The sequence below is a fragment of the Streptococcus mitis genome (assembly GCF_003942795.1).
GTDB lineage: Bacteria > Bacillota > Bacilli > Lactobacillales > Streptococcaceae > Streptococcus > Streptococcus mitis_BJ.
Genome location: NZ_RJNY01000004.1, coordinates 102702 through 125160, shown reverse-complemented (window position 1 = coordinate 125160; position 22459 = coordinate 102702). Strand labels below are relative to the sequence as shown.

Annotated in this window: 23 protein-coding genes; 8 read left to right on the top strand and 15 right to left on the bottom strand. The window is 42.1% G+C overall.

The window, feature by feature from the left end; all coding sequences use genetic code 11:
• Positions 1-5: 5 nt before the first annotated feature.
• Together D8847_RS03275 and D8847_RS03270 are read right to left on the bottom strand one after the other, a co-directional pair.
• Positions 6-812, bottom strand: a complete 807-nt coding sequence (locus D8847_RS03275; protein ID WP_125840594.1) for an ABC transporter substrate-binding protein — start codon at positions 810-812, stop codon at positions 6-8.
• 276 nt (positions 813-1088) lie between these two features.
• Entirely contained in the window at positions 1089-1694 is a 606-nt protein-coding gene (locus D8847_RS03270; RefSeq protein ID WP_125840593.1) for a LysM peptidoglycan-binding domain-containing protein, read from the bottom strand.
• Positions 1695-1935: 241 nt separating this feature from the next.
• Here D8847_RS03270 and sdaAB point away from each other — a divergent pair, with 241 nt between their 5' ends.
• The 3 genes from sdaAB to D8847_RS03255 are packed head-to-tail and all read left to right on the top strand — an operon-like array spanning position 1936 to position 4145.
• Positions 1936-2607: an L-serine ammonia-lyase, iron-sulfur-dependent subunit beta gene (sdaAB, locus tag D8847_RS03265; RefSeq protein WP_000555873.1), complete on the top strand. Its 672-nt coding sequence runs from the start codon at positions 1936-1938 to the stop codon at positions 2605-2607.
• An 8-nt stretch (positions 2608-2615) separates the two neighbouring features.
• On the top strand, positions 2616-3488 hold the full coding sequence (sdaAA, locus tag D8847_RS03260; RefSeq protein ID WP_000500029.1) for an L-serine ammonia-lyase, iron-sulfur-dependent, subunit alpha: 873 nt from the start codon (positions 2616-2618) through the stop codon (positions 3486-3488).
• A gap of 27 nt (positions 3489-3515) precedes the next feature.
• Positions 3516-4145 (top strand): HAD-IA family hydrolase, encoded by a 630-nt coding sequence (locus tag D8847_RS03255; protein WP_125840592.1) that lies wholly within the window; start codon positions 3516-3518, stop codon positions 4143-4145.
• 95 nt (positions 4146-4240) lie between these two features.
• Here the strand turns inward: D8847_RS03255 and D8847_RS03250 are convergent, their stop codons facing one another.
• Both D8847_RS03250 and D8847_RS03245 read right to left on the bottom strand, forming a co-directional pair.
• Positions 4241-6091 (bottom strand): polysaccharide biosynthesis protein, encoded by a 1851-nt coding sequence (locus D8847_RS03250; RefSeq protein WP_125840591.1) that lies wholly within the window; start codon positions 6089-6091, stop codon positions 4241-4243.
• A 75-nt stretch (positions 6092-6166) separates the two neighbouring features.
• Positions 6167-6997, bottom strand: coding sequence for a glycosyltransferase (locus tag D8847_RS03245; RefSeq protein ID WP_125840590.1), 831 nt, complete (start codon positions 6995-6997; stop codon positions 6167-6169).
• 221 nt (positions 6998-7218) lie between these two features.
• On the opposite strand from D8847_RS03245, the gene D8847_RS03240 reads away from it, so the two are divergent.
• From D8847_RS03240 to D8847_RS03220, 5 genes are all read left to right on the top strand, one after another.
• On the top strand, positions 7219-8385 hold the full coding sequence (locus tag D8847_RS03240; protein WP_125840589.1) for a CynX/NimT family MFS transporter: 1167 nt from the start codon (positions 7219-7221) through the stop codon (positions 8383-8385).
• 136 nt (positions 8386-8521) lie between these two features.
• On the top strand, positions 8522-8848 hold the full coding sequence (locus D8847_RS03235) for a PadR family transcriptional regulator (protein WP_000273860.1): 327 nt from the start codon (positions 8522-8524) through the stop codon (positions 8846-8848).
• The gene (locus tag D8847_RS03230) at positions 8835-9428 is read left to right on the top strand and encodes a DUF1700 domain-containing protein (protein ID WP_125840588.1); all 594 of its coding nucleotides are present in this window, start codon (positions 8835-8837) and stop codon (positions 9426-9428) included. Before D8847_RS03235 ends, D8847_RS03230 begins: the two co-directional genes overlap by 14 nt.
• Complete coding sequence (locus D8847_RS03225; protein ID WP_125840587.1) at positions 9421-10353, top strand: DUF4097 family beta strand repeat-containing protein; 933 nt, start codon at positions 9421-9423, stop codon at positions 10351-10353. Before D8847_RS03230 ends, D8847_RS03225 begins: the two co-directional genes overlap by 8 nt.
• 62 nt (positions 10354-10415) lie before the next feature.
• Entirely contained in the window at positions 10416-11378 is a 963-nt protein-coding gene (locus D8847_RS03220; protein ID WP_125840586.1) for a DUF6574 domain-containing protein, read from the top strand.
• 62 nt (positions 11379-11440) lie between these two features.
• Here the strand turns inward: D8847_RS03220 and D8847_RS03215 are convergent, their stop codons facing one another.
• The 11 genes from D8847_RS03215 to D8847_RS03170 all read right to left on the bottom strand — a co-directional run bounded on the left by D8847_RS03215 (position 11441) and on the right by D8847_RS03170 (position 22399).
• A complete protein-coding gene (locus tag D8847_RS03215; protein WP_125840585.1) occupies positions 11441-12301 on the bottom strand; it encodes a DUF4299 family protein in 861 nt (286 codons plus the stop codon).
• 121 nt (positions 12302-12422) lie between these two features.
• Complete coding sequence (locus tag D8847_RS03210) at positions 12423-13409, bottom strand: rhodanese-related sulfurtransferase (protein ID WP_001030023.1); 987 nt, start codon at positions 13407-13409, stop codon at positions 12423-12425.
• A 131-nt stretch (positions 13410-13540) separates the two neighbouring features.
• Positions 13541-13837, bottom strand: a complete 297-nt coding sequence (locus D8847_RS03205) for a bacteriocin immunity protein (RefSeq protein WP_185757910.1) — start codon at positions 13835-13837, stop codon at positions 13541-13543.
• A 68-nt stretch (positions 13838-13905) separates the two neighbouring features.
• Positions 13906-14595 (bottom strand): CPBP family intramembrane glutamic endopeptidase, encoded by a 690-nt coding sequence (locus D8847_RS03200; protein WP_125840583.1) that lies wholly within the window; start codon positions 14593-14595, stop codon positions 13906-13908.
• A gap of 160 nt (positions 14596-14755) precedes the next feature.
• A complete protein-coding gene (locus tag D8847_RS03195; RefSeq protein ID WP_125840582.1) occupies positions 14756-16240 on the bottom strand; it encodes an ABC transporter substrate-binding protein in 1485 nt (494 codons plus the stop codon).
• A gap of 108 nt (positions 16241-16348) precedes the next feature.
• A complete protein-coding gene (locus tag D8847_RS03190; RefSeq protein WP_000818344.1) occupies positions 16349-17272 on the bottom strand; it encodes a carbohydrate ABC transporter permease in 924 nt (307 codons plus the stop codon).
• A 13-nt stretch (positions 17273-17285) separates the two neighbouring features.
• The gene (locus D8847_RS03185; RefSeq protein ID WP_000714584.1) at positions 17286-18215 is read right to left on the bottom strand and encodes an ABC transporter permease; all 930 of its coding nucleotides are present in this window, start codon (positions 18213-18215) and stop codon (positions 17286-17288) included.
• A gap of 209 nt (positions 18216-18424) precedes the next feature.
• Positions 18425-18673: a hypothetical protein gene (locus D8847_RS10760; protein WP_260467760.1), complete on the bottom strand. Its 249-nt coding sequence runs from the start codon at positions 18671-18673 to the stop codon at positions 18425-18427.
• 18 nt (positions 18674-18691) lie between these two features.
• Complete coding sequence (locus tag D8847_RS03180) at positions 18692-19543, bottom strand: DUF4767 domain-containing protein (protein ID WP_260467759.1); 852 nt, start codon at positions 19541-19543, stop codon at positions 18692-18694.
• A gap of 112 nt (positions 19544-19655) precedes the next feature.
• Positions 19656-21536 carry a beta-N-acetylhexosaminidase gene (locus D8847_RS03175; protein ID WP_125840581.1) on the bottom strand — a complete coding sequence of 627 codons (1881 nt, stop codon included), beginning with the start codon at positions 21534-21536 and terminating at the stop codon, positions 19656-19658.
• Positions 21530-22399: an ROK family protein gene (locus D8847_RS03170; RefSeq protein WP_125840580.1), complete on the bottom strand. Its 870-nt coding sequence runs from the start codon at positions 22397-22399 to the stop codon at positions 21530-21532. Before D8847_RS03170 ends, D8847_RS03175 begins: the two co-directional genes overlap by 7 nt.
• Between the last annotated feature and the right edge of the window lie 60 nt (positions 22400-22459).

Genomic DNA, 22459 nt, shown 5'->3' with positions numbered 1-22459 from the left:
TCTTTCTATTTTTCGATAGAGGCTTTAAAAGCATCGTCAATCAATTTGTCCAACTCCCCAGAATCCTTCAACTTCTGGATGGTTTTGTCAACCGCCTCTTTTAATTCTTTACTGTCTTTTTTCATCGCAACAGCGTAGGAATCTTCTTTGTCATTGTCAAAATCAAACTCAGCGATGGCTAGGTCTGGATTATTCTCTACAAATCCTTTCGCCACTGGTTCCTCAAAGATAACCGCATCCAGTTGCCCTGATTTCAAATCTGTTATCAAATTTCCATTTTTAGGAAGTGAAACGAGAGAAGAATTCTGCAAGGTTTCTTTGGCCAGAGTTTCCTGGATAGAACCTTTCTGCGCTCCAACCTTTTTCTGGGCCAAATCCTTGACTGATTGGTAATTCGTTAATTCAGATTTTCTTACGATAACCTTATTTTTCGAAGTGTAGTAGGGAATTGAAAAATCGTAAACTTGACTTCTCTCCTCCGTTTTAGAAACACCTGATATGGCAAGATCGGCCTTTCCTGAATCAAGATTAGCTAGTACATTGTCAAAACTCATTGGAGAGAACTCCACTTCTACACCCAGTTCCTTTGCGATGGCTTTGGCTAGTTCAACATCTGAACCTACAATCTGATTTTTCCCATCGACCAATTTCTGGTATTCAAATGGAGCAAACTCTGGATTTAGGGCCACCACCAATTTTCCTTTAGCCTTAATGGCTTCAACACCTTGGGGTTGAGTGTTACTACAAGCAAATAATAAGGGAAACATAAGCAAACCAAACATCGTCATCAACACCTTCTTCACTTTATTCATAGAAGAGCCTCCTTTTATTTTTATACTTTTTTGTCGTATAAATAATACTCCTATCATCCTTGTTTGTCAAGAAAAACTGTATTTTATTTCATTAAAATCAAGAAAAAATTTATTATATGATATATTTTTACACACAATAAGCTTATTTATACTATTTGAGTTTTAAAACAATTTGAAGAATTTAGTCGAAATTATACAAACAGAGCATTGCTGAGAAGATCGTTACGCTTTTTGTTATAGAGAAACAAAAAAGAGCCCTAAAGGACTCTTTTATTCTTAATACCAACCGTTGTTAAGCCAGAAGTTCTTGGCAGCTGTCCATGAACCGTAACGTCCTGCAACGTAGGCATCTGCTACACGTTCTTGGTTTTCAGCTGAGTAGTCACCGTTCAAGTATGAATCTGTCAATTGGTAACGTCCGATGTATTGGCCGTTTGTAGCTGTGTAACTACCACCTGATTCTTTTTGAGCGATCCATTCTTTGGCTTCTGCTTCAGAACCACTTACAGTAGAAGCTGCTGCAGTGTTGCTTTCTGCTGCTGGTGCTTCATAAGTTGTAGTTGCAGCTGGAGCTTCTTCAACTGTTTCTGTAGCTACTGGAGCTGTTTCTTCCATTGTTGCAGCTGGAGCTGCAGTAGAAGCTGTCCCTTCGATAACCAAAACTTGGTCAACATAGATAAGGTGAATATCTTTGATGTTGTTTTTTGCCGCCAATTTTTCAGCAGTCGTGTTGTACTTCTCAGCGATTTCTGAAAGAGTATCACCTGATTTAACAGTGTAAGTTACAGTTTCTTGTGCAGATGCAAGAGCTGGGGAAAAGAAAGCAAGCAAAGCTGCTACTCCTGCGATAGTTGTTTTGATTTTTTTAGTTGTTAATGACATATCTAAAAATTCTCCTTCCATTGAATATATCTATGATACCTTTTAAATGTTACCGTTGTTTAACGGTTATATGTAGAAATATTACAAAAATGTTTTATATTTACCGTTTTAAGGAGGTTTTTGTCACAAAAGACCTTATTTTATACCATCTTTAATCATTTTGAACTTTTGATAAGGGAAATAAGCGCAGTGGTCCATTCTTTGATATAATAGTTATAAGAATCTTTGTAAGGGGAAACAGATGCACTCACTTCGTTTTCAATCTGTCTTTGACATTATCGGACCAGTTATGATTGGCCCATCAAGTAGCCATACTGCTGGAGCTGTTCGTATTGGAAAAATCGTCTCCTCCATCTTTGACGATACGCCGACAGAAGTCGAATTCCAATTATTTAATTCATTTGCCAAGACCTACCGTGGTCATGGAACTGACCTTGCTCTCGTCGCTGGTATTTTAGGTATGGATACGGACAATCCCGACATTCCAAATAGCCTTGAGATTGCCCATAAACGTGGTATCAAGATTGTCTGGACCATTCAGAAAGATAGCAACGCTCCTCATCCTAATACCACTAAAATTACTGTGAAGAATGAACACAAATCCATCAGTGTGACAGGAATTTCCATCGGTGGAGGAAATATCCAAGTTACGGAACTTAACGGCTTTGCTGTCTCTCTCAACATGAACACACCGACCATCATCATCGTGCATCAAGATGTTCCAGGTATGATTGCCCATGTTACTGAAGCCCTCTCTCGTTTCGATATCAACATCGCGCAGATGAATGTGACTAGGGAAAAAGCTGGAGAAAAAGCCATTATGATTATCGAAGTCGATAGTCGAAGTTGCGAAGAGGCGATTGAAGAAATCCGAAAAATCCCTCATCTCCACAATGTCAATTTCTTTAAGTAGGAGGAAACATGTTTTATTCTATCAAAGAATTGGTCGAGCAGGCGGATCTAGACTTCCAAGGAAATGTCGCCGAACTCATGATTGCGACAGAATATCAACTAACCGGTCGGGAACGGCCAGAAGTTCTCCTCCTCATGGAACGCAATCTAGAAGTCATGAAAGCCTCTGTCGAGCTCGGCCTCAGTGAAAACAAATCCCGTAGTGGCCTAACAGGCGGAGATGCGGCCAAACTAGACCGCCATCTCAAAAGTGGCAAGGCCTTGTCAGACTTTACCATCCTATCAGCAGCCCGAAATGCCATTGCGGTCAATGAACACAATGCGAAGATGGGCTTGGTCTGCGCCACCCCAACCGCAGGAAGTGCCGGCTGTCTGCCAGCCGTTCTCACTGCTGCTATCCAAAAACTTGACCTTAGTCACGAAGAACAGCTGGATTTCCTCTTTGCTGCGGGTGCCTTTGGACTAGTCATCGCAAACAACGCTTCTATCTCAGGTGCTGAAGGTGGCTGCCAGGCCGAAGTCGGATCTGCCTCTGCCATGAGTGCCGCAGCCTTGACCTTGGCTGCAGGTGGAAGCCCCTATCAAGCTAGCCAAGCCATTGCCTTTGTCATTAAAAATATGCTGGGCCTCATCTGCGACCCCGTCGCTGGTTTGGTTGAAGTTCCCTGTGTCAAGCGCAATGCCATGGGAGCCAGCTTTGCCTTTATCGCAGCAGACATGGCCTTGGCAGGTATCGAGTCTAAGATCCCTGTTGACGAAGTCATCGATGCCATGTACCAAGTTGGATCAAGCCTCCCAACTGCCTTTCGTGAAACGGCTGAGGGTGGACTCGCCGCCACACCTACTGGTCGCCGCCTACAAAAAGAAATCTTCGGAGAATAAGCTTATCTATATCTATTAGGAGAAACTATGCCCTCTATCTCAGCAATCTTTTTTGATCTCGACGGAACCCTGGTTGACAGTTCTATCGGGATCCACAATGCTTTTACCCATACCTTTAAAGAGCTAGGAGTACCTAGCCCTGATGCCAAAACCATTCGTGGTTTTATGGGACCGCCACTTGAAAGTAGTTTTGCAACGTGTCTTCCCAAGGAACAAATCTCGGAAGCTGTGCAGATATACCGCTCTTACTACAAGGAAAAAGGGATCCACGAAGCCCAACTCTTCCCCCGAATAACGGAATTACTCCAAGAGCTTTCGCAAAACTACCCTCTCTATATCACTACAACAAAGAATACTCCTACTGCTCATGATATGACTAAAAATCTGGGAATCCATCATTTCTTTGATGGCATTTACGGCTCTAGTCCTGAAACGCCACACAAGGCAGATGTCATCCGTTACGCCTTGCAAACGCATCAACTTCCTGCAGACCAAGTCCTTATCATCGGAGACACCAAGTTTGATATGATTGGAGCCCAAGAAACTAGCATTAAAAAGTTCGCTGTTACTTGGGGATTTGGAGAAGAGGCTGATTTACTCAGCTATCAACCTGACTGGATTGCCCATACCATTGACGATATCATTAAGCAACTATAAATAATACAACGATTTGAAATTACAGAGTAAAAAGGCCAAGGTCCTGTACAAACAGAACCTTGGCCTTCTATTTATAATTAATTGGTTGGACACTCTTACTCAACGTGGGTTGTCTCATTTGCAAAGGAAATAATCGCTTCTTTGAGCTCATCTCCGCTGAGTGAACGGAACTCTTCAATCTTTTGATCAATGGCTTCTAGAGGCATGACGTTAACCTTACCAACGAAAATCTTATCCATGACTTGGTTATCAACCAATTCGGTCGAAACCAAGAGTTCTTCGTAAAGTTTTTCGCCTGGACGAATACCGACTTCAACGATTGGAATTTCACTTTCTGTGTGCCCGCTTAGAAGGACCATTTTCTTAGCCAAGTCATAGATCTTGACCGGTTTGCCCATATCAAGGATAAAGACTTCTCCGTCCTTAGCATAAGCACCAGCATGGATGACCAGACGGCTAGCCTCTGGAATGGTCATGAAGTAACGTGTCATACGGAAGTCTGTCACCGTTACAGGACCGCCTTCAGCAATCTGACGTTCAAAGACAGGAATCACACTACCACGGCTACCGAGAACATTCCCAAAACGAACTGCACAGTAGGTTGATTTGCTACGTTGGTTAAAGCCAGTGACAATCAACTCTGCCACGCGCTTAGTCGCACCCATAACATTCGGTGGATTGACCGCCTTGTCAGTCGAAATCATGACCATCTTAGGTACTTTGGCCTCATCAACAGCCTTGGCAACATTGTAGGTCCCGAGGATATTGTTCTTGAAGGCTTCTTTTGGATTGCGTTCCATCATTGGAACATGTTTGTGGGCTGCAGCATGGTAGATGATAGCTGGTCTGTACTGTTCAAACACTTGTAAAAGACGATCATAATCCTGAATATCTGCAATGACAGGAACATAATCAATCCCTTGGAATTTACGAATCAACTCATGATAAATAAGGTAGATTGAATTTTCACCATGTCCAAGCAAGACGATACGCTCTGGGTTGAAGCGGCTAATCTGGCGACAAATCTCCGAACCAATCGAACCACCGGCTCCTGTCACCAAGATGGTCTTACCTGTAATTTCTGCACCCAGACGTGATTCGTCAAGGCGAATTTCCTGACGGCCCAAAAGGTCTGTGATATCAATTTTTTGGAAACCACTACCTGATTGATGTAATCCTTGAACAACTGTCTCAACTTTAGGCATCTTGTAACATTTGACACCTAGTTTATTACACATCTGCAAGATACGTTCATACTCTGATGGATCAAGCGAAGGGATTGCTACGATAACACGCTCGATTTGGTGACGTTTGGCCAATTCAGGTAGATTGTCATAAGAGCCTAGAACTGGGATTCCACCTAGTTTTTGCCCTTTTTTCTTTTCATCGTTGTCCAAAATCCCCACTATCTCAAGCTCACTGGTTGGATGTTGGTAGCTATTCATAAAGAGGGCACCACCATCTCCCGCACCAATCAAGAAGGTACGACGATGCTCTCCATCTCCACTACCCTTTTTACGTTTGGAATAAATCAACTGCCAGGTGATGCGAGGAAGCAAGATGAGGAAGGTACTCAACAAAATGAAGAGCACGATGAAACGAATAGAAAATAATGGAAGAAAGGCATAGCAGATTCCATAAGAAAGAACACTGCTGAGAGTCACTCCAAAAAAGATTTTCATAAAATCCGTAATCTTACTGTAGCGACTAATACTAGCATTCAGCCCCCAAAATGCAATTATGATTTGATAGAGAAGGAAGGATAAAAGAGTGTAGATCACATAGTCCACAGGCGCAGGATTTATAAGGCCATAAAACAAGATATAAGATACGATGATGGAAACCACCATACTCAGAATATCAAATATCCCCCAAAATACTTGTTTTTGCTGTTTATTTAAAATTTCAACCAGATCAATCACGTAATCTGTTAGTTTTTTATTCATAGGAATTTACTCCCCCTTAAAAGAGTCAGATGATACTATTGTTATGATAACCCGAATCGTTCAATCTATCAGGTCTTACTTGCTCTTTCTTAAAAGTTTGACAAAGATAAACTGACGTACAAAACCTGGACAAAGTGCAACAATGGTCTGAATGAACATACTTTTAGCATATTCCATGTAAGAAATTTGCCCTCGCTCAAGCATCCGTTGGCGAGCTTGACGATAGAATTTAAGGTAACGCAAGCCACCTCGACGCTCAAACATCCCGGCACCTACACGAACCTTACACAAGATTTGATCTAGGTTGCCAGTCTTGGCACCTGCCGTAATCATATTGAGCCAAAGGAGATCATCCTCCATGTAAAGCCCGTCTTCGTAGTTGCCCGCTTTGAGAACCATGTCCTTTTTGAACATGACTGTCATATGGTTAAAAGCACTTCTCATTCTCTGATAAGCCACAATGTCTGCGTGCTGAGTTGGAACACGACGATAAGACACAATCTCATCTGGATTGTCAATAAACTCTGCAATCTGCCCACCTAAGAGATCGAGATTTTCTTTCTCCATTAGTTGAAGCTGTTTCTCAAAACGATCCGGAACGGCTAAATCATCCGTATCCATGCGAGCGATGATATCATACTGACACTGTAAAACACCGTTTCGAAGAGCCAAGCCTAAACCTTGATTTTGCTCTAAGGGGCACCGTTTCACTGGAATGTCTGACTGAGCTTCCACTTCATCTAGCACCTGATAGAGCTCAGGCGTGAGGGGCCCATCCTCAACAAGAACAAGTTCACTCGGTTTCAAGGTTTGATTTTGAACACTTTTGATAGCATCTCTCAAAAACGTCGGGGTTTCCTTTACATAGACCGACATCAAGACGCTGATTTTTTGCTTTTCAGGCACCGTTTTTCTCCAATATATAGATTTCCTTCCACTATTTTATCACAAATTTTCTCACTTTCCTATTTTTATATCAAATCAAGGAAAATTCTAGTAAAGAAATGTATCTCCTTTCACTCTATTCTCGCTTAAATCAATCGAACTTTCTTAGCTGTCATTACTTGACATTATAAGGAAAAAAACTTAAAATAAGCTGTTATTAAAATCATCCTATCGAGGTTTTTATGAAAAAACAATCACTCTTTTTTGTTCTAGGAATTGTCTTAATCGGGACCGTTTTACGCTCTCCTTTCACTGCTCTTCCAACCATTTTAGGAGATATCGCTCAGGGACTAGGAGTTGAGGTTAGTTCTCTTGGAATTTTAACCAGTCTCCCTCTCTTGATGTTTGCTCTTTTCTCTGCTTTTGCGAGCCGCTTGGCACAAAAAATCGGGTTGGAACATCTCTTTACTTACTGTCTCCTCCTCTTAACTGTTGGCTCTGTCATTCGTATTTTCAATCTTCCCCTTCTCTATCTAGGAACTCTGATCATCGGAGCGAGCATCGCCATTTTCAATGTACTCCTCCCAAGTATGATCCAGGCAAATCAGCCTCAAAAGATCAGTCTCCTAACAACGCTCTATGTCACCGCCATGGGGGTTTCAACTGCCATCGCTTCTTATCTTTCGGTCCCTATCACCCAAGCTAGTTCTTGGAAGGGACTGATCCTCGTTCTCAGCTTTCTCTGTCTGGTTACTCTGCTAATCTGGTTGCCAAATCATCGCCACAACCACTACCTAGAAGCCCAAAAAGAAAAGCAAGTCAAAGAAAACATTCTAAAAAGTAAAGATGTCTGGGCCATCATTATCTTTGGCGGGCTTCAGTCCTTGCTCTTTTATACAAGTATGACCTGGTTGCCAACGATTGCCATTAGTGCTGGTCTTTCTAATAAGGATGCGGCTCTCCTAGCTTCTATCTTCTCGCTGATCAGCATTCCTTTTTCAATGACTGTTCCAAGTCTGACAACTCATCTGTCAGACGGCCACCGTCGAATCATGCTAACAATTATCTCTATCGCTGGGATGACAGGAATTGCCATGCTCTTGTATCCAAGTAGCAGTTTCCTCTACTGGTTAGTCGTCCACCTCTTGATTGGAACGGCCTGCAGCGCCCTCTTCCCCTACCTCATGGTTTGCTTTTCTCTTAAAACCAGTTCTCCGGAAAAGACAGCTCAGCTATCAGGACTAGCGCAAACAGGAGGCTACATCTTAGCAGCTTTTGGACCTGCCTTGTTTGGTTATAGTTTTGAACTTTTCCAATCTTGGATCCCAGCTGTCCTTGCCCTTCTAGTCATCGATATCATCATGACCGTCTCACTCTTTATGGTGGATCGGGCTGACAACATCCTTTAAACTTCTAGTTTATACTAGGAGTTTTTTTATATATAAAATTTTTACACATATTTCTTGACAGGGCTTTCAACTTGAGATACAATATATTTGAAAAGAGTATATATAAAATTTTTATATAATATAAAGGAGGTTTCCCATGTACTTCCCAACATCCTCTGCCTTGATTGAGTTTCTCATCTTGGCTGTACTGGAGCAGGGGGATTCTTATGGTTATGAGATTAGCCAAACCATTAAACTCATCGCCAATATCAAAGAATCCACGCTCTATCCCATTCTCAAAAAATTGGAAGCCAGTGGCTTTCTAACCACCTACTCTAGAGAGTTTCAGGGGCGTATGCGCAAATACTACTCCTTGACCAATCGGGGCGTAGAGCAGCTCGTTACTCTAAAGGAAGAGTGGACGCTCTATACCGACACCGTCAACGGCATCATAGAAGGGAGTATCCGCCATGACAAGAACTGACTATCTGACTCAGTTAGAAACCTATCTCCATAAACTACCTGAAGCTGACCGCATCGAAGCCATGGACTACTTTAAGGAACTATTTGACGATGCAGGTCCAGAGGGCGAAGAGGAACTCATTGCCAGTCTAGAAACACCAAAAGAAGCTGCCCATGATATTCTCACTAATCTTCTCGATAAAAAGGTCAATGAGGCACCTGCTCAAAAGAATGACCGCCAACTGCTACACATTGCCCTCTTGGCCCTGCTAGTAGCTCCTATCGGAATTCCGGTCGGGATCGGCATCCTCATGGCCATCATCGGTATTTTTATCGCAGCTGTCTCCGTCATTTTAGCCTTCTTTACCGTCTCTGTAACGGGTATCCTGCTAGGTGGACTCTTTATCGTAGAGAGCTTTAGTGTCCTAGTCGAAGCCAAATCTGCCTTTATCTTGATTTTTGGGGCTGGTTTGCTTTCTATCGGCGCTTCTTCTCTTGTTCTACTGGGAATCTCCTATGTAGCTCGTTTCTTTGGCCTCCTGGTCGTCCGCTTGGTGCAATGGCTTCTTAAAAAAGGAAAGAGAGGTGACAGACATGCGTAAATTGACAAAAGGATTTCTCATCTTTGGTGTGGTTTCCACGATCCTTGGTTTTATCATGATTATTGTAGGTGCCCAGTCCAATGGTATTCAAAGTTTACTTGCTATGTCAAAAGACCCCGTCTATGACAATCGTATCGAAGAAGTGACCTTTGGAAATGAAGTGGAAAAACTTGATTTAGCCCTTGAGGAACACAGCCTGACCATCACAGAATCTGTAGATGACAAGATCCACATCACCTATCATCCTTCCGTGTCTGGTCGTCACGATCTGACTACTGGCATGAGTGACAAAACACTGAGCGTCACTGACAAACAAACCTCCCAACATCGCTTTCTAGGTTCAGGAATTAAAGGCCTACTTCGTATTGCCAGCAGTTATTCTCACCGCTTTGACGAAGTCATTCTCTCCCTCCCTAAAGGAAGAAAGCTGCAAGCTATCACCGTCTCAGCCAATCGTGGACAGACCACTATCCGGCAAGCCAACCTTGAAAATGCGACAATTAAAACAAAAGGCTATCTTTTAAGGATAACAGAAAGCTCTATCAAAAACAGTACACTAACGACACCTCGTATTATCAATATCTTTGATACCGAATTGACAGATAGCCAGGTCAAGACCGAAGAGGAACACATCTATGCTGAAAATATCAAGGTCCGTGGTAAGGTTGAGCTAGACTCTCATAACGACTTAAGACTCTTTCTTTCTAAGGCAGAATTCGATCGTATCAATCTAGACATTTCTTCTCAGCATGGCGGTATTTATCGTAATGCACAAAGAGAACACCCTAGACAAAAAGAGAATGAACTTGCCAACCCCTACAAGACAGACAAAGCAGATGTTAAGGATATGCTCATTATAAAAGCCAATCAGGATATCTACCTCCCCAAGGAAGAAGAGTACTCTGCTCCACCTAGAAATCATTGACAAAAACGCTTTCATCTGCTAGTCTAAAGATAGAAAACGACCATAAAAAAGGAGGTTCCACCATGACACAAGAATGGTTTGAAAGCGCCGATCTTGAGAAGAAATCAGCTCAGACGAAATCGGAAATCCAGCACGACCAACCAGAGACTTCGGAAACTGTGGAGACTGAACCACAAGTAAGCCAAGAAACTCCTATCTCACCTAAAGAGTCGGAAAGGCATGAGGAGGAAACTCCCGAAACGATAGAAGAAGCCCAAACCGAGGAAGAGGGAGAAGGGAAGGAGGAAGAGGAGCACAAGCAAGAAAACCCTGCAAAAGAGAAAAGTATCCTCAGCAAGGCTTTAGAAAGCCCCTATATCCCAGATATTGACCCTCGTAAAACTGCCCGATTCAAAGAAGAAATCGCACTATTTTGGTCTTGGCTGCTGGATGCTATCCAAGAACCAACTACCAGCAAGACTACGGACCAAAAGCATCGTTACAGTGTCTTTGCCCTACTCACCTTGCTGTCTTCTATTAATCTTTTCTTTAGTATCTATCATATCAAGCACCTCTACTATGGCTATATGATTTCTATTGCTAATGGTTCTCCCAACCAGCTTCCTCCTTTAGATCTCTTTGCTGGGCTTTCGATTCTGGTCGCTAGCGCTCTATTTTACTTTTCCATCATTTTGGGAGGCTTTACTGTCCGACGTGTGCTGGATCAGGAGAGTGACTTCACATTCCAAGAAGCCTTTGATCGGTATAGCAGACTCTTTGCTATCCCACTTGTCCTAACAGCTCTAGCAAGTTTCTTTGCACTCTTTGGTGGCTTACGATTTGCTGGCATCCTCACTCTTCTAAGTATGACCATCTTTGCCCTCGGCAATCTCTTTGTGATTAGCAAGCCAAGTAAGACCAGCAGCCTCGACCTATTTTATCGTTTCCTGCTAGCTGTCTTACTTGATGGTGCTATTCTCTTACCCTTCTTCATTGCAGAGCTCGCGCTGACAGTAGACTACCTTCGCATCATGACATTCTTTTAACCAAAATCCCTGCCATTTATTAATGACAGGGATTTTTATTCTTACTCTTTTTTGAACAATGTCTACTCGATGGTTGCCAATCCTTCAAAATCTTGTCCAAGGATGGGTTGAACTTCTAATTGATTGGCATCTAATTGCTGGTAAAATGCTTCTGGTAGTGACTCTAGGAATTTTACATAATCCAAGCGAGCAATGACTTCATAGTCTTCTGCTTTTGAGCCATCACCAGAAATCTTCACTAGGTCAATCTCCCAAAAAAGCTCCTTTCCTGCCAGCTGCTCGGTATAAGGAGCTGGTACAAAGGGTTTCTTTGGCAAAATTGTCTTGACTCCCTGGGCTAGGTGGTAGATACCGTGCACCTTACCTTGGGCATCTGGGTAAAATTTCACATTGGCAAGGTAGGCATCAGATCCTTGAACCTTCTTGACCAACTCTTCAAAACGTGCCAATCCATCCTCATCCAAAAAGCTCTCGAGGTATTCCTTGTTGAGATAGATAGGGGACAAGAGTCCTTGGCAATATACTAAACGAACTGCCTTATCCGCTAAATATTGCTTGACCGTTTCTCGGAAATAAGTTTCAAAGTCAAAGTCTTCTAGCCCTTCTACCACTTGCCCCAACTTGTTTGATAGGGCTTGGAGGAGAGCTTCTACAATCTCCCAGTCTGCTCTGGTAAGGAAGTCTGGAATCACCACTTGATAACCTTTTCGACTATCCGCATAGTTGACTTTGAAAAGAAATTGCGATTGACCTACAATCCCACACTCCATGTATTCGAGACCATTGAGGGGCTGACGGAGATAGACTGCATCATAACTATGCGACTCCAAGCCCTCCACCAAGGCCAAGATAGACTTGGCAGTCAAGACCTCCTGTTGTCCTAGAATGCTTTCTTTATTTGGGATAAAAAATGTTTTCGCCATAATCGGCCTCCTTTGAAATCGTTTACACATAGTATAACCTATTTTCTTGAAAGATACAGAAACAAATTTTAGATTTTTAGATAAAAAGCATAGAAAAACAGCCCCTGAGGAGCTGTTTGCTTTATACTGTAGCGACTTGATCCAAGCTTTCACCGATAGCTGCTAGGCGCTCGATTACTTCTGCTTGTGTCAATTCATTTTCTGAAACATAGCGGTTGCGTGGGTGAACACGGCACTCGTGTGAGCATCCACGAAGGTACTTGTCTTCATTTTCTTCTGATGTTAGGATACGACGGTTACAGAAGGGATTTCCACAGTTGACATAGCGTTCACATGGTGTTCCATCAAACCAGTCTTTCCCTACGATGGTTGGGTTAACATGGTTGACATCGACTGCGATACGCTCGTCAAAGACGTACATTTTCCCATCCCAAAGCTCACCTTGAACTTCTGGGTCTTTACCATAAGTTGCGATTCCTCCGTGCAATTGGCCGACATCTTTGTAGCCTTCACGAACCATCCAACCTGAGAATTTCTCACAGCGAACGCCACCTGTACAGTAAACCACGACACGCTTGTCCATGAATTTTTCCTTGTTGTCACGAACCCATTGTGGCAACTCACGGAAGTTGCGGATGTCTGGACGGATAGCCCCACGGAAGTGTCCTAGATCGTACTCATAATCGTTACGTGTGTCAAGAACCACTGTATCTTCGTCAAGAAGGGCTTCTTTGAACTCTTTCGGAGACAAGTAAGCACCCGTTGTTTCAAGTGGGTTGATGTCATTGTCAAAATCGTTGTCTTCCAAACCAAGGTGGACAATTTCTTTCTTGTAGCGAACAAACATCTTCTTGAAGGCCTGTTCACTTTCTTCATCAATCTTGAACCAGAGGTCTTCCATTCCTGGGAGGCTGTGAACGTAGTCCATGTATTTTTGAGTTGTTTCGTAGTCACCTGAAACGGTTCCGTTAATTCCCTCGTCAGCGACTAGGATACGGCCTTTGAGACCGATTGATTTACAGAAAGCCAAGTGATCTGCCGCAAATTGCTCTGCGTTTTCAATTGGAGTATAAAGGTAGTAAAGTAAGACACGAATATCTTTTGCCATAAGATTTGTTCTCTTTTCTATTCTTAAATTTTCAGAATTTTTCATTCAACTATTCTAGTATACCCACTTGAGAAAACGAATGCAATTTATTTGACCGGAAATTATATAGAGAGACCTATCCCTGCACTTCATCAGTAACCATACCGAATAACAGATAATTCTCTCAATTTTTTGATCTGCTCGGCTTGACTTTCTGACAAACCCAGCTTGTTGTCAATTAATACACGTGAGATATCAACGTTCATTTGGCTTAGAATAAATGGAGTAGAAGTCCCATCATCCTCTAATCGTTTTTTATAAATCACTAACTGATTTTTCAGGGGAGCAAGTTGAGGCGCAGCCTTTATATCTTCCAATAGATAATCAATGATGGTCATCGCTTCACAACGTCTTTCACTTCCTCCAGCAAACCATTTTAATGGTGTCATACTCATTTCCCTCCTGAAATTCGCTTATAAATTGAAACACTATAATTCCTAACTCTCATGCTAATATTTTACCCAAACACCCTATGTAAAAAAGTCAGCAAAAATGGTAATGTCGCTACAATATTATTGATCACATGCACCGCATAGGATGGATAAATGCTCTTGGTATAGCGGGTCAAACCAGCAAAGATGATTCCAGATGTTGTAAAAACGAAAATATCTAACAGACTAGGCAGACTTGAAAAATGAGGAAGAGCAAACAAAATGGAAGGAAGAAGCAAATCAAGGCCAAATCGCGAATGTTTAAAGAAAGCATGTTGCAACAAACCCCTATAGATCAATTCTTCCATCAGTGGAACCAGAAAGAACAGGGCTATATAGATACTTAGCTCTGCAAAGTTAGTCCCACTAAAACCAATCAGTACAGCCCAACCTTCAGCAGTTGACTGGACATGTTTAGCTGTCTGAACGTTAAAAGAGATCTGGAGCACTACCACTAATACTGTCAAAATCGAATACCAAAGCCATTTTTTTCTTGGAATGCGAAAGAGATAACCATGGCCTGTCTTAACCAGAATCCAAATCATGACTCCGATAAATAGCAAACTCAAGATATTTTGAATCCAGAAGATATTTCCTACCTGAGAAGAAAATTGCCAATAGTTTTGGACAATAAGCGTCAGCTGAGAAAGGCCAAATACGAAAAATAGGTAAGAGAAGACAGCACTCATTTTGAAAAGAAGACGATATTTTTTCATAATAAATCCCCTATAGATGTATGTGTATCACATCGCATAAACCCTCAGAACCACTGTTTTCATTTTTACATCCTAAAAATCACTACCTCCCTTAGAGAACTAAGGAAGGCAGTGATCACATTTTTAGGAATTAGGAATGAATACACGAAATCAATCAATCTTATGATTTTTTGTTTTTCAAGAATTCATCGTATTGTTTTTGCATTTCGTTCAATACTTTTTCGTAGGCACCTTCAGATTTCAATTTTTCCATCAATTCTGGGATTGCTTTATCTGGGTCTACAGTACCAGTGTTGATAGCTGTATCGAATTGTTGCATTGTGTTCGAAATTGCTGAGATTTCAGATTTCACACTGTCAGTGTTAAAGATGAATCCAAGTGCTGGAGATTCTTTAGCTTCTGCCAATTGTTTCTTAGAATCTTCGATTTGTTGGTCTGTAACGTTTTCGTTGATGTAAAGGATCCAGTTGTTACCAGTGTTCCATCCACCCATGTGAGTGTTTCCTTTGTATCCATCAAGGACACGAATACGATTTTCTTTACCTTCAATTTTTTCCCAGTTCTTACCTTCTGGACCATAAACAAGACCGTTCAAGAGTTCTGCGTTCGTGTTCAAGAGGTTCAACACTTCCATTGATTTTTCTTTGTTCTTAGAGTTGTTTGAGATGACAAAGTTAGCAACTTGTGTTGTTTGGTTTTTCTTGATGAGGTTAGTAAATGGTTTGATTTGGATATCTTTGTTTGCAACACGTGAGAGCAAGCTGTTACCGTAGTCAGCTGGTCCTACTGTTTCTTCACGAACGAACCAAGTATCTTGTTGAAGGTCAAATGAAGTGTCGCTTGTTGCTACGTCTTTTGGAATGTATCCTGCTTCATAGAATTTGTGAAGAGTCTTCAAGTGTTCTTTGAAACGAGGCACTTCGTAACGGTTTACGATCTTAGTAGTATCTCCTTCAAGGTCGATAACAAATGGAAGTCCGTTTGGAACTGGGTAGTCAAAGTTATCAGATGGAATAAAGTTCTTCGTAACCGCAAATGGTACTACGTCTGGAGCTTTTTCTTTGATTTGTTTCAAGACTGGTTCAAGTGTTTCGTATGAAGTGACACCTGAAATATCGATACCATATTTCTCAAGAAGAGCGCCGTTAAAGGCAAAGTTTTGAGATGATGCAACGTTAGCTGCAACTGGTACTGCATAGATCTTACCGTTTACAGTGTTCCCTTTGATGTAAGCTGGGTCAAGTGCTTTGTAAAGCTCTGCTCCTTCTTTCTTGTACAAATCAGTCAAGTCAGCATAAGCACCTTTTTGAGCATTTACGACATAGTTAGACGCAAATGCGATATCATAGTTTTCACCAGATGATGTGATAACAGACATTTTCTTATCATAGTCACCCCATCCAAGGTATTGGATATCCAATTTAGCACCGACTTTTTCTTCGATGATTTTGTTTGCATTTTCTAGCAATTCATCCAAGTTGTCTGGTTTGTCACCGATTTGGTACATTTTGATTACAGGTTTTTCACCTGAAGTAGTATCAGTAGCTTTTTTGTTGTTACCTGTAAGGTTTCCACAAGCAGCAAGGCTTGCAGCCAAAGCGACTACGCTAGCAGATGCAAAAGCATATTTTTTCCAGTTTTTCATGACAAAAACTCCTTTTTTTATTTTTAAACTTATAAACGATTTAATGATTTGTAACTTCAGTCACTAAGATGAAGTTGGGAAGGGAGAAACGGTGTTTCTCAGTATGTGCTATTCTTTCACACCACCGATTGTCAAACCTTTAACAAAGTAGCGTTGGAAGAATGGATAGAGAATCGCGATTGGAAGGGTTGCAACCACAACCATGGCCATACGACCTGTTTCTTTCGGTAGAGCGACTCCCAGTTGACCAGATAGGCCGACTGCTTTTGCGATGTAGTCCATATTTTGCTGGATTTGCATAAGCAAATATTGCAATGGATACAAGTTATCACTCTTGATGTAAAGAAGGGCATTGAACCAGTCGTTCCAGAAACCAAGAGCTGTCAAAAGCGTAATAGTTGCGATACCTGGAAGTGACAATGGCAAACAAATCTGGAAGAAGATCCGAGCTTCACTGGCACCATCGATACGAGCAGATTCGAGAATGGCTTCTGGAATGGTCTTCTTGAAGAAGGAACGCATCAAGATGATGTTGAATGGTGAGAGGAGCATTGGAACAATCAAGGCCCAAACGGTATCACCCAGTTGAAGCAGGCGAGTGACCACGATATAGCCTGGTACCAAACCAGCATTGAACAACATACTAAGAAGAGCGAAAATCGTAAAGAATCTGCGGTACTTAAAGGTTGTACGTGAGATGGCGTAGGCATAAGTGGTTGTAATGAAGACGTTGGTCACTGTTCCGACTACGGTTACAAAAACTGAGATAAAGAGCGCTTGGAGGATCTTATCTTTAAACTGAGCTAGAAACTGGAATCCATCTACACCAAACTTCGAAGGGAAAAAGCTATATCCATACTGGAGGATGCTCTTTTCATCTGTCACCGAAATGATGATAACGAAGATAAAGGGCAGGATACAAGAAAGAGCGATCAAACCAGAGATGATACTAAAGAAGATATCTGCTTTCTTACTGAAGGAGTGAATGCCGACATTATCGATTTTTTCTTTTTTAATTTTCTTTTCTGCCATATTCTCCTCCTTTCTAGAACAAAGCGGAGTTTGGATCGACTCGTCTTGCAAGCAAGTTTGATAGGATAACCAGAATCAAACCGACTACGGATTGGTAAAGACCGGCTGCTGAAGCCATACCGATATCTGCTGTCTGAGTCAAACCATTAAAGACATATACGTCTAAAACATTGGTTACATTGTAAAGCTGACCAGCATTGTGTGGGATTTGATAGAAGAGACCGAAGTCTGCGCGGAAGATATTTCCGACTGCAAGGATGGTCAAAACTGTTACAAGTGGAGTCAACTGAGGAATGGTTACGTTGCGAATGCGTTGCCATTTACTAGCCCCGTCCACTGTTGCTGCTTCATAGTAGGTTGGGTCAATTCCCATGATTGTCGCATAGTACATGACACTGCTATATCCAAAGCCTTTCCAAATACCTAGGAAAAGGAGAAGGTATGGCCAAATGCCTAAGTCAGCGTAGAAGTTGACTTCCTTCATGCCAATGGAGGTTAGGAAATGGTTGAAGACCCCTTTGTCAATGTTTAGGAAGGCATCTGTAAAGAAACTGATGATAACCCATGACAGGAAATAAGGGAACAACATAGACGTTTGGAAAATCTTAACCATTCTCTTAGAGCGAAGCTCGCTGAGGATGATGGCAATCCCTACTGATACAATCAAACCGATAAAGATAAAGCCGAGATTGTAAAGAACGGTATTTCGAGTGATGATAAAGGCATCTTTTGAACTAAACAAGAATCTGAAATTATCTAACCCGACCCATTTACTATTCACAATACTATCTATGAAACCATTACTGGTCATATGGTAGTCTTTAAAAGCAACCACATTCCCAAATACTGGAATGTAAAAGAATAGAATCAACCAGAGTGCCCCTGGTAAAACCATCAAGAGAAAGATCCAGTTATCTCTCAAGGTCTTTGAAAACTTTTTCATACTTTCCTCCCTTTTTATTCCTAAAAACTGATTTCATCGAATTTTTAGGTTTGATAACGATTACATTATTAGTATACTCCTATTTGAAGGCTAGGTTAAACTACTAATTATAGAAAAAACTCCACAAATTATTTTATGTGGAGAAGTTTTTTATAAGAAATAGGTTTCACGAGAAACACTCTGCATACGATAAATGTATTTCCTCTTTACTAATTGAAAACTTGTTCTAATATTGGGTGACGAAACTCGACAAAATGAACATGGGCATTTATGATAGCCCCTGATTCATTTTTATCAATCTCTGGTCTTCCTTCGGTGTGTAAAAGAGCAGGGTTACCATCCTTGTAGCCAAAGAGAATCACCTCTGTCTCTGCTTCATTCACATAGCAAGCTAGGATTTCAAACCGCCCAGAACCTGAACCTGCAATATACCCATACCATTTAAAAGTATAATTCACCCCATCTACTTGTCCAAATTACATTATCTGGTCTGGCACTGCTAGTCCATAGTAGTGACCATATGTTGCTAAGTTAGTTGACTTAAATCTTTCACCTTTACTATCCGAATAGGATTCCATGGCTGTTTTTATCTTGTCTATTAAAGAACTATTATCTGTATCTGGCTCGCTCTCTGTAGTTACACTTGTTTTTAATAGAAATTCCTTAAAACGTTGCGCTAAATCTGTATTCTCAGTCTCTTCAAAATTTGCAGTAGGGATAGTTTCCAGTGTCTTATCGGTATGCAAGACCTGTGCTTGCTCATCCTTCAGCGTAAATAGGTAGAAATGTTTGTCCTGATTGTCATAGTAGGCATCCAAAACCAAGTAATCATAGGCATTGTCACTCGATACTCCAAAAACATTCCATTTGACACTTTTCTGAGAGACAGTTGTTGCTTCTAATTTTTTGATGAGATCATTCTTTTCATCAAAGTTTCTATGCTCTAGTCTATGATAGGGCTGCCCCATAGAAGAAGCCCAACTTGCAAACTCTTCTTCCCACTTTTCGGTGTTGTATTGGATTAGCTTCTGAAAATCTGAGTAGTTCTTCATAATCAAGGCTTGATCAGTCGGATTAGATAACTGGAGTTCTTCCATGGCTGCAAGTGTGGCAGCCATCGGTGATTGAACAGTTGTATCCTTGGATTCTTTTTCGTGCGAAAGAGCTTTTTGATAGGAATCTGCTAAATAGTGAAAATAGTTGGTTGTTTCCTTTGTTTGTTGTTCCCTTGGTATTGACGGACTAGTTACGCCATCCTCTGTCGCTCTGTGGCAGGCAGATAAGACTAGCATACTAGTAGCACCTAGGACTAGTAGTAGCTTTTTCATGGTCATACCTCCAAACTGTCCTTATACTTTCATTATACTCCTTCCCTATCTCCAAATCAAAAAACATCTCCATGTATTTAAAAGGAGATGCTTAACTGTTTGTGATGAATGCCTAAGTCGTATAAATCGTTGAAGCTGTCGCAATGGTGTGCCACTGGTTAGCTGTTGTGGCTGCGAAGTCCTTGTCTGCGTAGAAGTCAGTAAATGGTAAGATTTCCACTTCTAACTCGTCGATGCGGTCAATCTGTCCTGCCAGATAAGCCTCGATGCGGCTTTCTGCGCGTTTGATGCGTTGCAAGAGTCCGCCCATACGGATATCGACCGTATCCAAGCCAAAGACCTTGTTTTCTTTCAGCCATTGGTGGCTAAAGAGGGCATGGAAGTGTTCGATTTGGCTTCTAAGTTTTGGTAATTCTTGTCTTGCGATTTCTTTCAGATTTTCTTTATCACCCGCTTGGTAGGCCTGACGAATGCGTCGTCCCACATCCACTTTACTACTTAAAATCTGGTTCAACTGGGCCTGAGTTTCAAATAGATAAGAGTAGGCACCAGCTTTTTCTTTAATCTCAGCAAGCGTCTCAGCAGCTTGAGCGAAGTGCGGTTTGTCCTGTTCAGGTGTCATGTGTCTATCAAGAATAGGGCAGAGAACATCCTGATAAAATACATAGCGGTTGGGATTGATACCACTGATATTGCCTGGCAGGTCTGGCAAGAGATTAGCTAGGTCAATCTGCATGAAATCCTCAACTGATAGACCTGTATTTGTCTGGAAATGAGTAGATAAACGGTCTAAGTCATTGCGGTAGCTGAGTTCTGCCCAGATTTGCAAGCTTGGTAGGATAGAGAACTGGGCTGTTTCCCCACCGTTATCCCCCCAACCCGTCACGATGACTTCTTTGATGTCATTGGCACGACAGGCTTTATTGGCCTCGATAGCGATGAGACGGCTGAAATGGTTGTTGGGTGTGAAACCGATCCACTTCCAAGCTCCCCCTGCAAAGGCGATATCTTGGCTAATCTTGTGGTGATTGCGGAAATTACGATTGTACTTTTCTTCGCTATCCTGGTAATAATCCCAATAAACCAAGGTTACACGGTCTTTTAGACGGTCTAGGTAGACACGAGTTTCCTCAGGAATTTCCACATCGCGGTCGTACTGGCCATCTGCTGACATGAGTTTGAAGAACATATCACTCCACATTTGGCAGTGGAAACCATACTTATCGGCAATATCCAGCACGCGCTCCAAATGTTGACACATGAGGAGACTACGGTCCACAACACCGTTCAAGATCAGGTAGCGTCCCAAACCAACCAAGTGGGCTTCGTCCATCCCGATATTGACCTTGCGTGTCTGCAGTTTAGACAGAGTAGCAAACATGCCATCAATCAAATCATAAACCTTTTCTTCGCCGATAAGGAGAATATCCTCCACGTCACGAAGTTCCTGCACTTCTTTAACACCCCATTTGACAAAGGCCGACAAGTGGGCCAAGGTCTGGATGCAAGGCACAAAGGTCATGTTAAACTGCTGGGCGTAAGCTTCTATTTCCTGCAACTCCTCAGCCGAATAAGCTCCACGAAAATAACCAAAGTATGGCTGGCCTTCAATCTGGTAGGTGTCTTCCATATAAAGCTCAAAGGTTGAGTAGCCCATGAGAGCCAAGACCTCAATCATCTGCTTGGCAGAGGCGACATTCAAAACTGCATTTCGCGAACAGTCAGCCATGTAGGCTAAATCTTCATAAGCCGCCTTCTCTTCAATCTCTACTTTGTCAGCTTCTGCTAGAGCCGTTGCCAACAAGGACAAGGCGCGGTAAAGTTGGTGAGGTTTGTCATAAGTCAGGTGATAGCGTCCACCCTCACCTTTGATAGAGATAGAGGCTTGGTCAGACTGAGCGACTGCAACTTCCACATCTGGTAAAGAGATATGCTTTGTCAGCAAGTCGATTGCCTGAGTTTGTTTGGGACTAAGCCCTGTAAATCTTACCATTGGTTTTCCTCCTGTAACCAGTTAACAAGGGCACCGTAGAGATTGGCATCTGCATGATAGGTGCAGGCCTGGATAACTGGTGCGACCGTGTATTCTTCGTAGGTCTCGACAAAGTTATTGACAGCCTTCTTGATACCTTGGATAAAGTCTGGGTTTTGACTGATGGAGCCTCCCAGACTAATGACATCTGGATCAATCAGATACTGGATATTGAGCAAGCCTTGAGCCAGATTACGGTTCATACGCTCAATGGCTTCTTGGCAAAGGGCATTGCCTGCTGCAGCTTCTTGGTAAATCTTGCGACCATCCCAGTCAGTCTGACCAGATTTTTCAATCACGTATCGAACCATGTTTCCAGTTGACGCTAGTTGCGACCAGTTGTTAAGCTTTTCAGCTGGTTCAATGGTTGTCATATAACCAAACTCACCACCTAAGCCGTGGCGACCTCGGTGAAGCTTGCCATTGATAATCATGGCACCACCGATCCCTGTCCCAATCACAACACAGGCTGCATTTTCAATCTCTGGGTGAGCCAGCAGTTCACTAAGTCCAACACAGTTGGCATCATTTTCTAGATGGACAGGTAGCTGATGATGAGCCAGCGTCTCATACCAAGAAAAGCCATGAATGTAAGGTACGGCACTGATTCCCTCAATCACACCTGTTTCTTGATTGACCGCGCCTGGAACGCTCATGGCAATGCCCTTATAATCTTTCTCTGCCAAGCATTTGTCTAACCAAGTCAGTAAATCTTCTAGGGTTTCTGGTGTCGGTGTACTTGTCTTATCTAGTATTTTTCCATCAGGAGTCAGACTGGCAAACTTAATCCCAGTCCCTCCGATATCAATGGTTGCAATCGTCATATTTTCACCAAAAAAGGGACGAATCAGTAGTTAATCCTTACTCTTTCGCCCCTCCTTTCT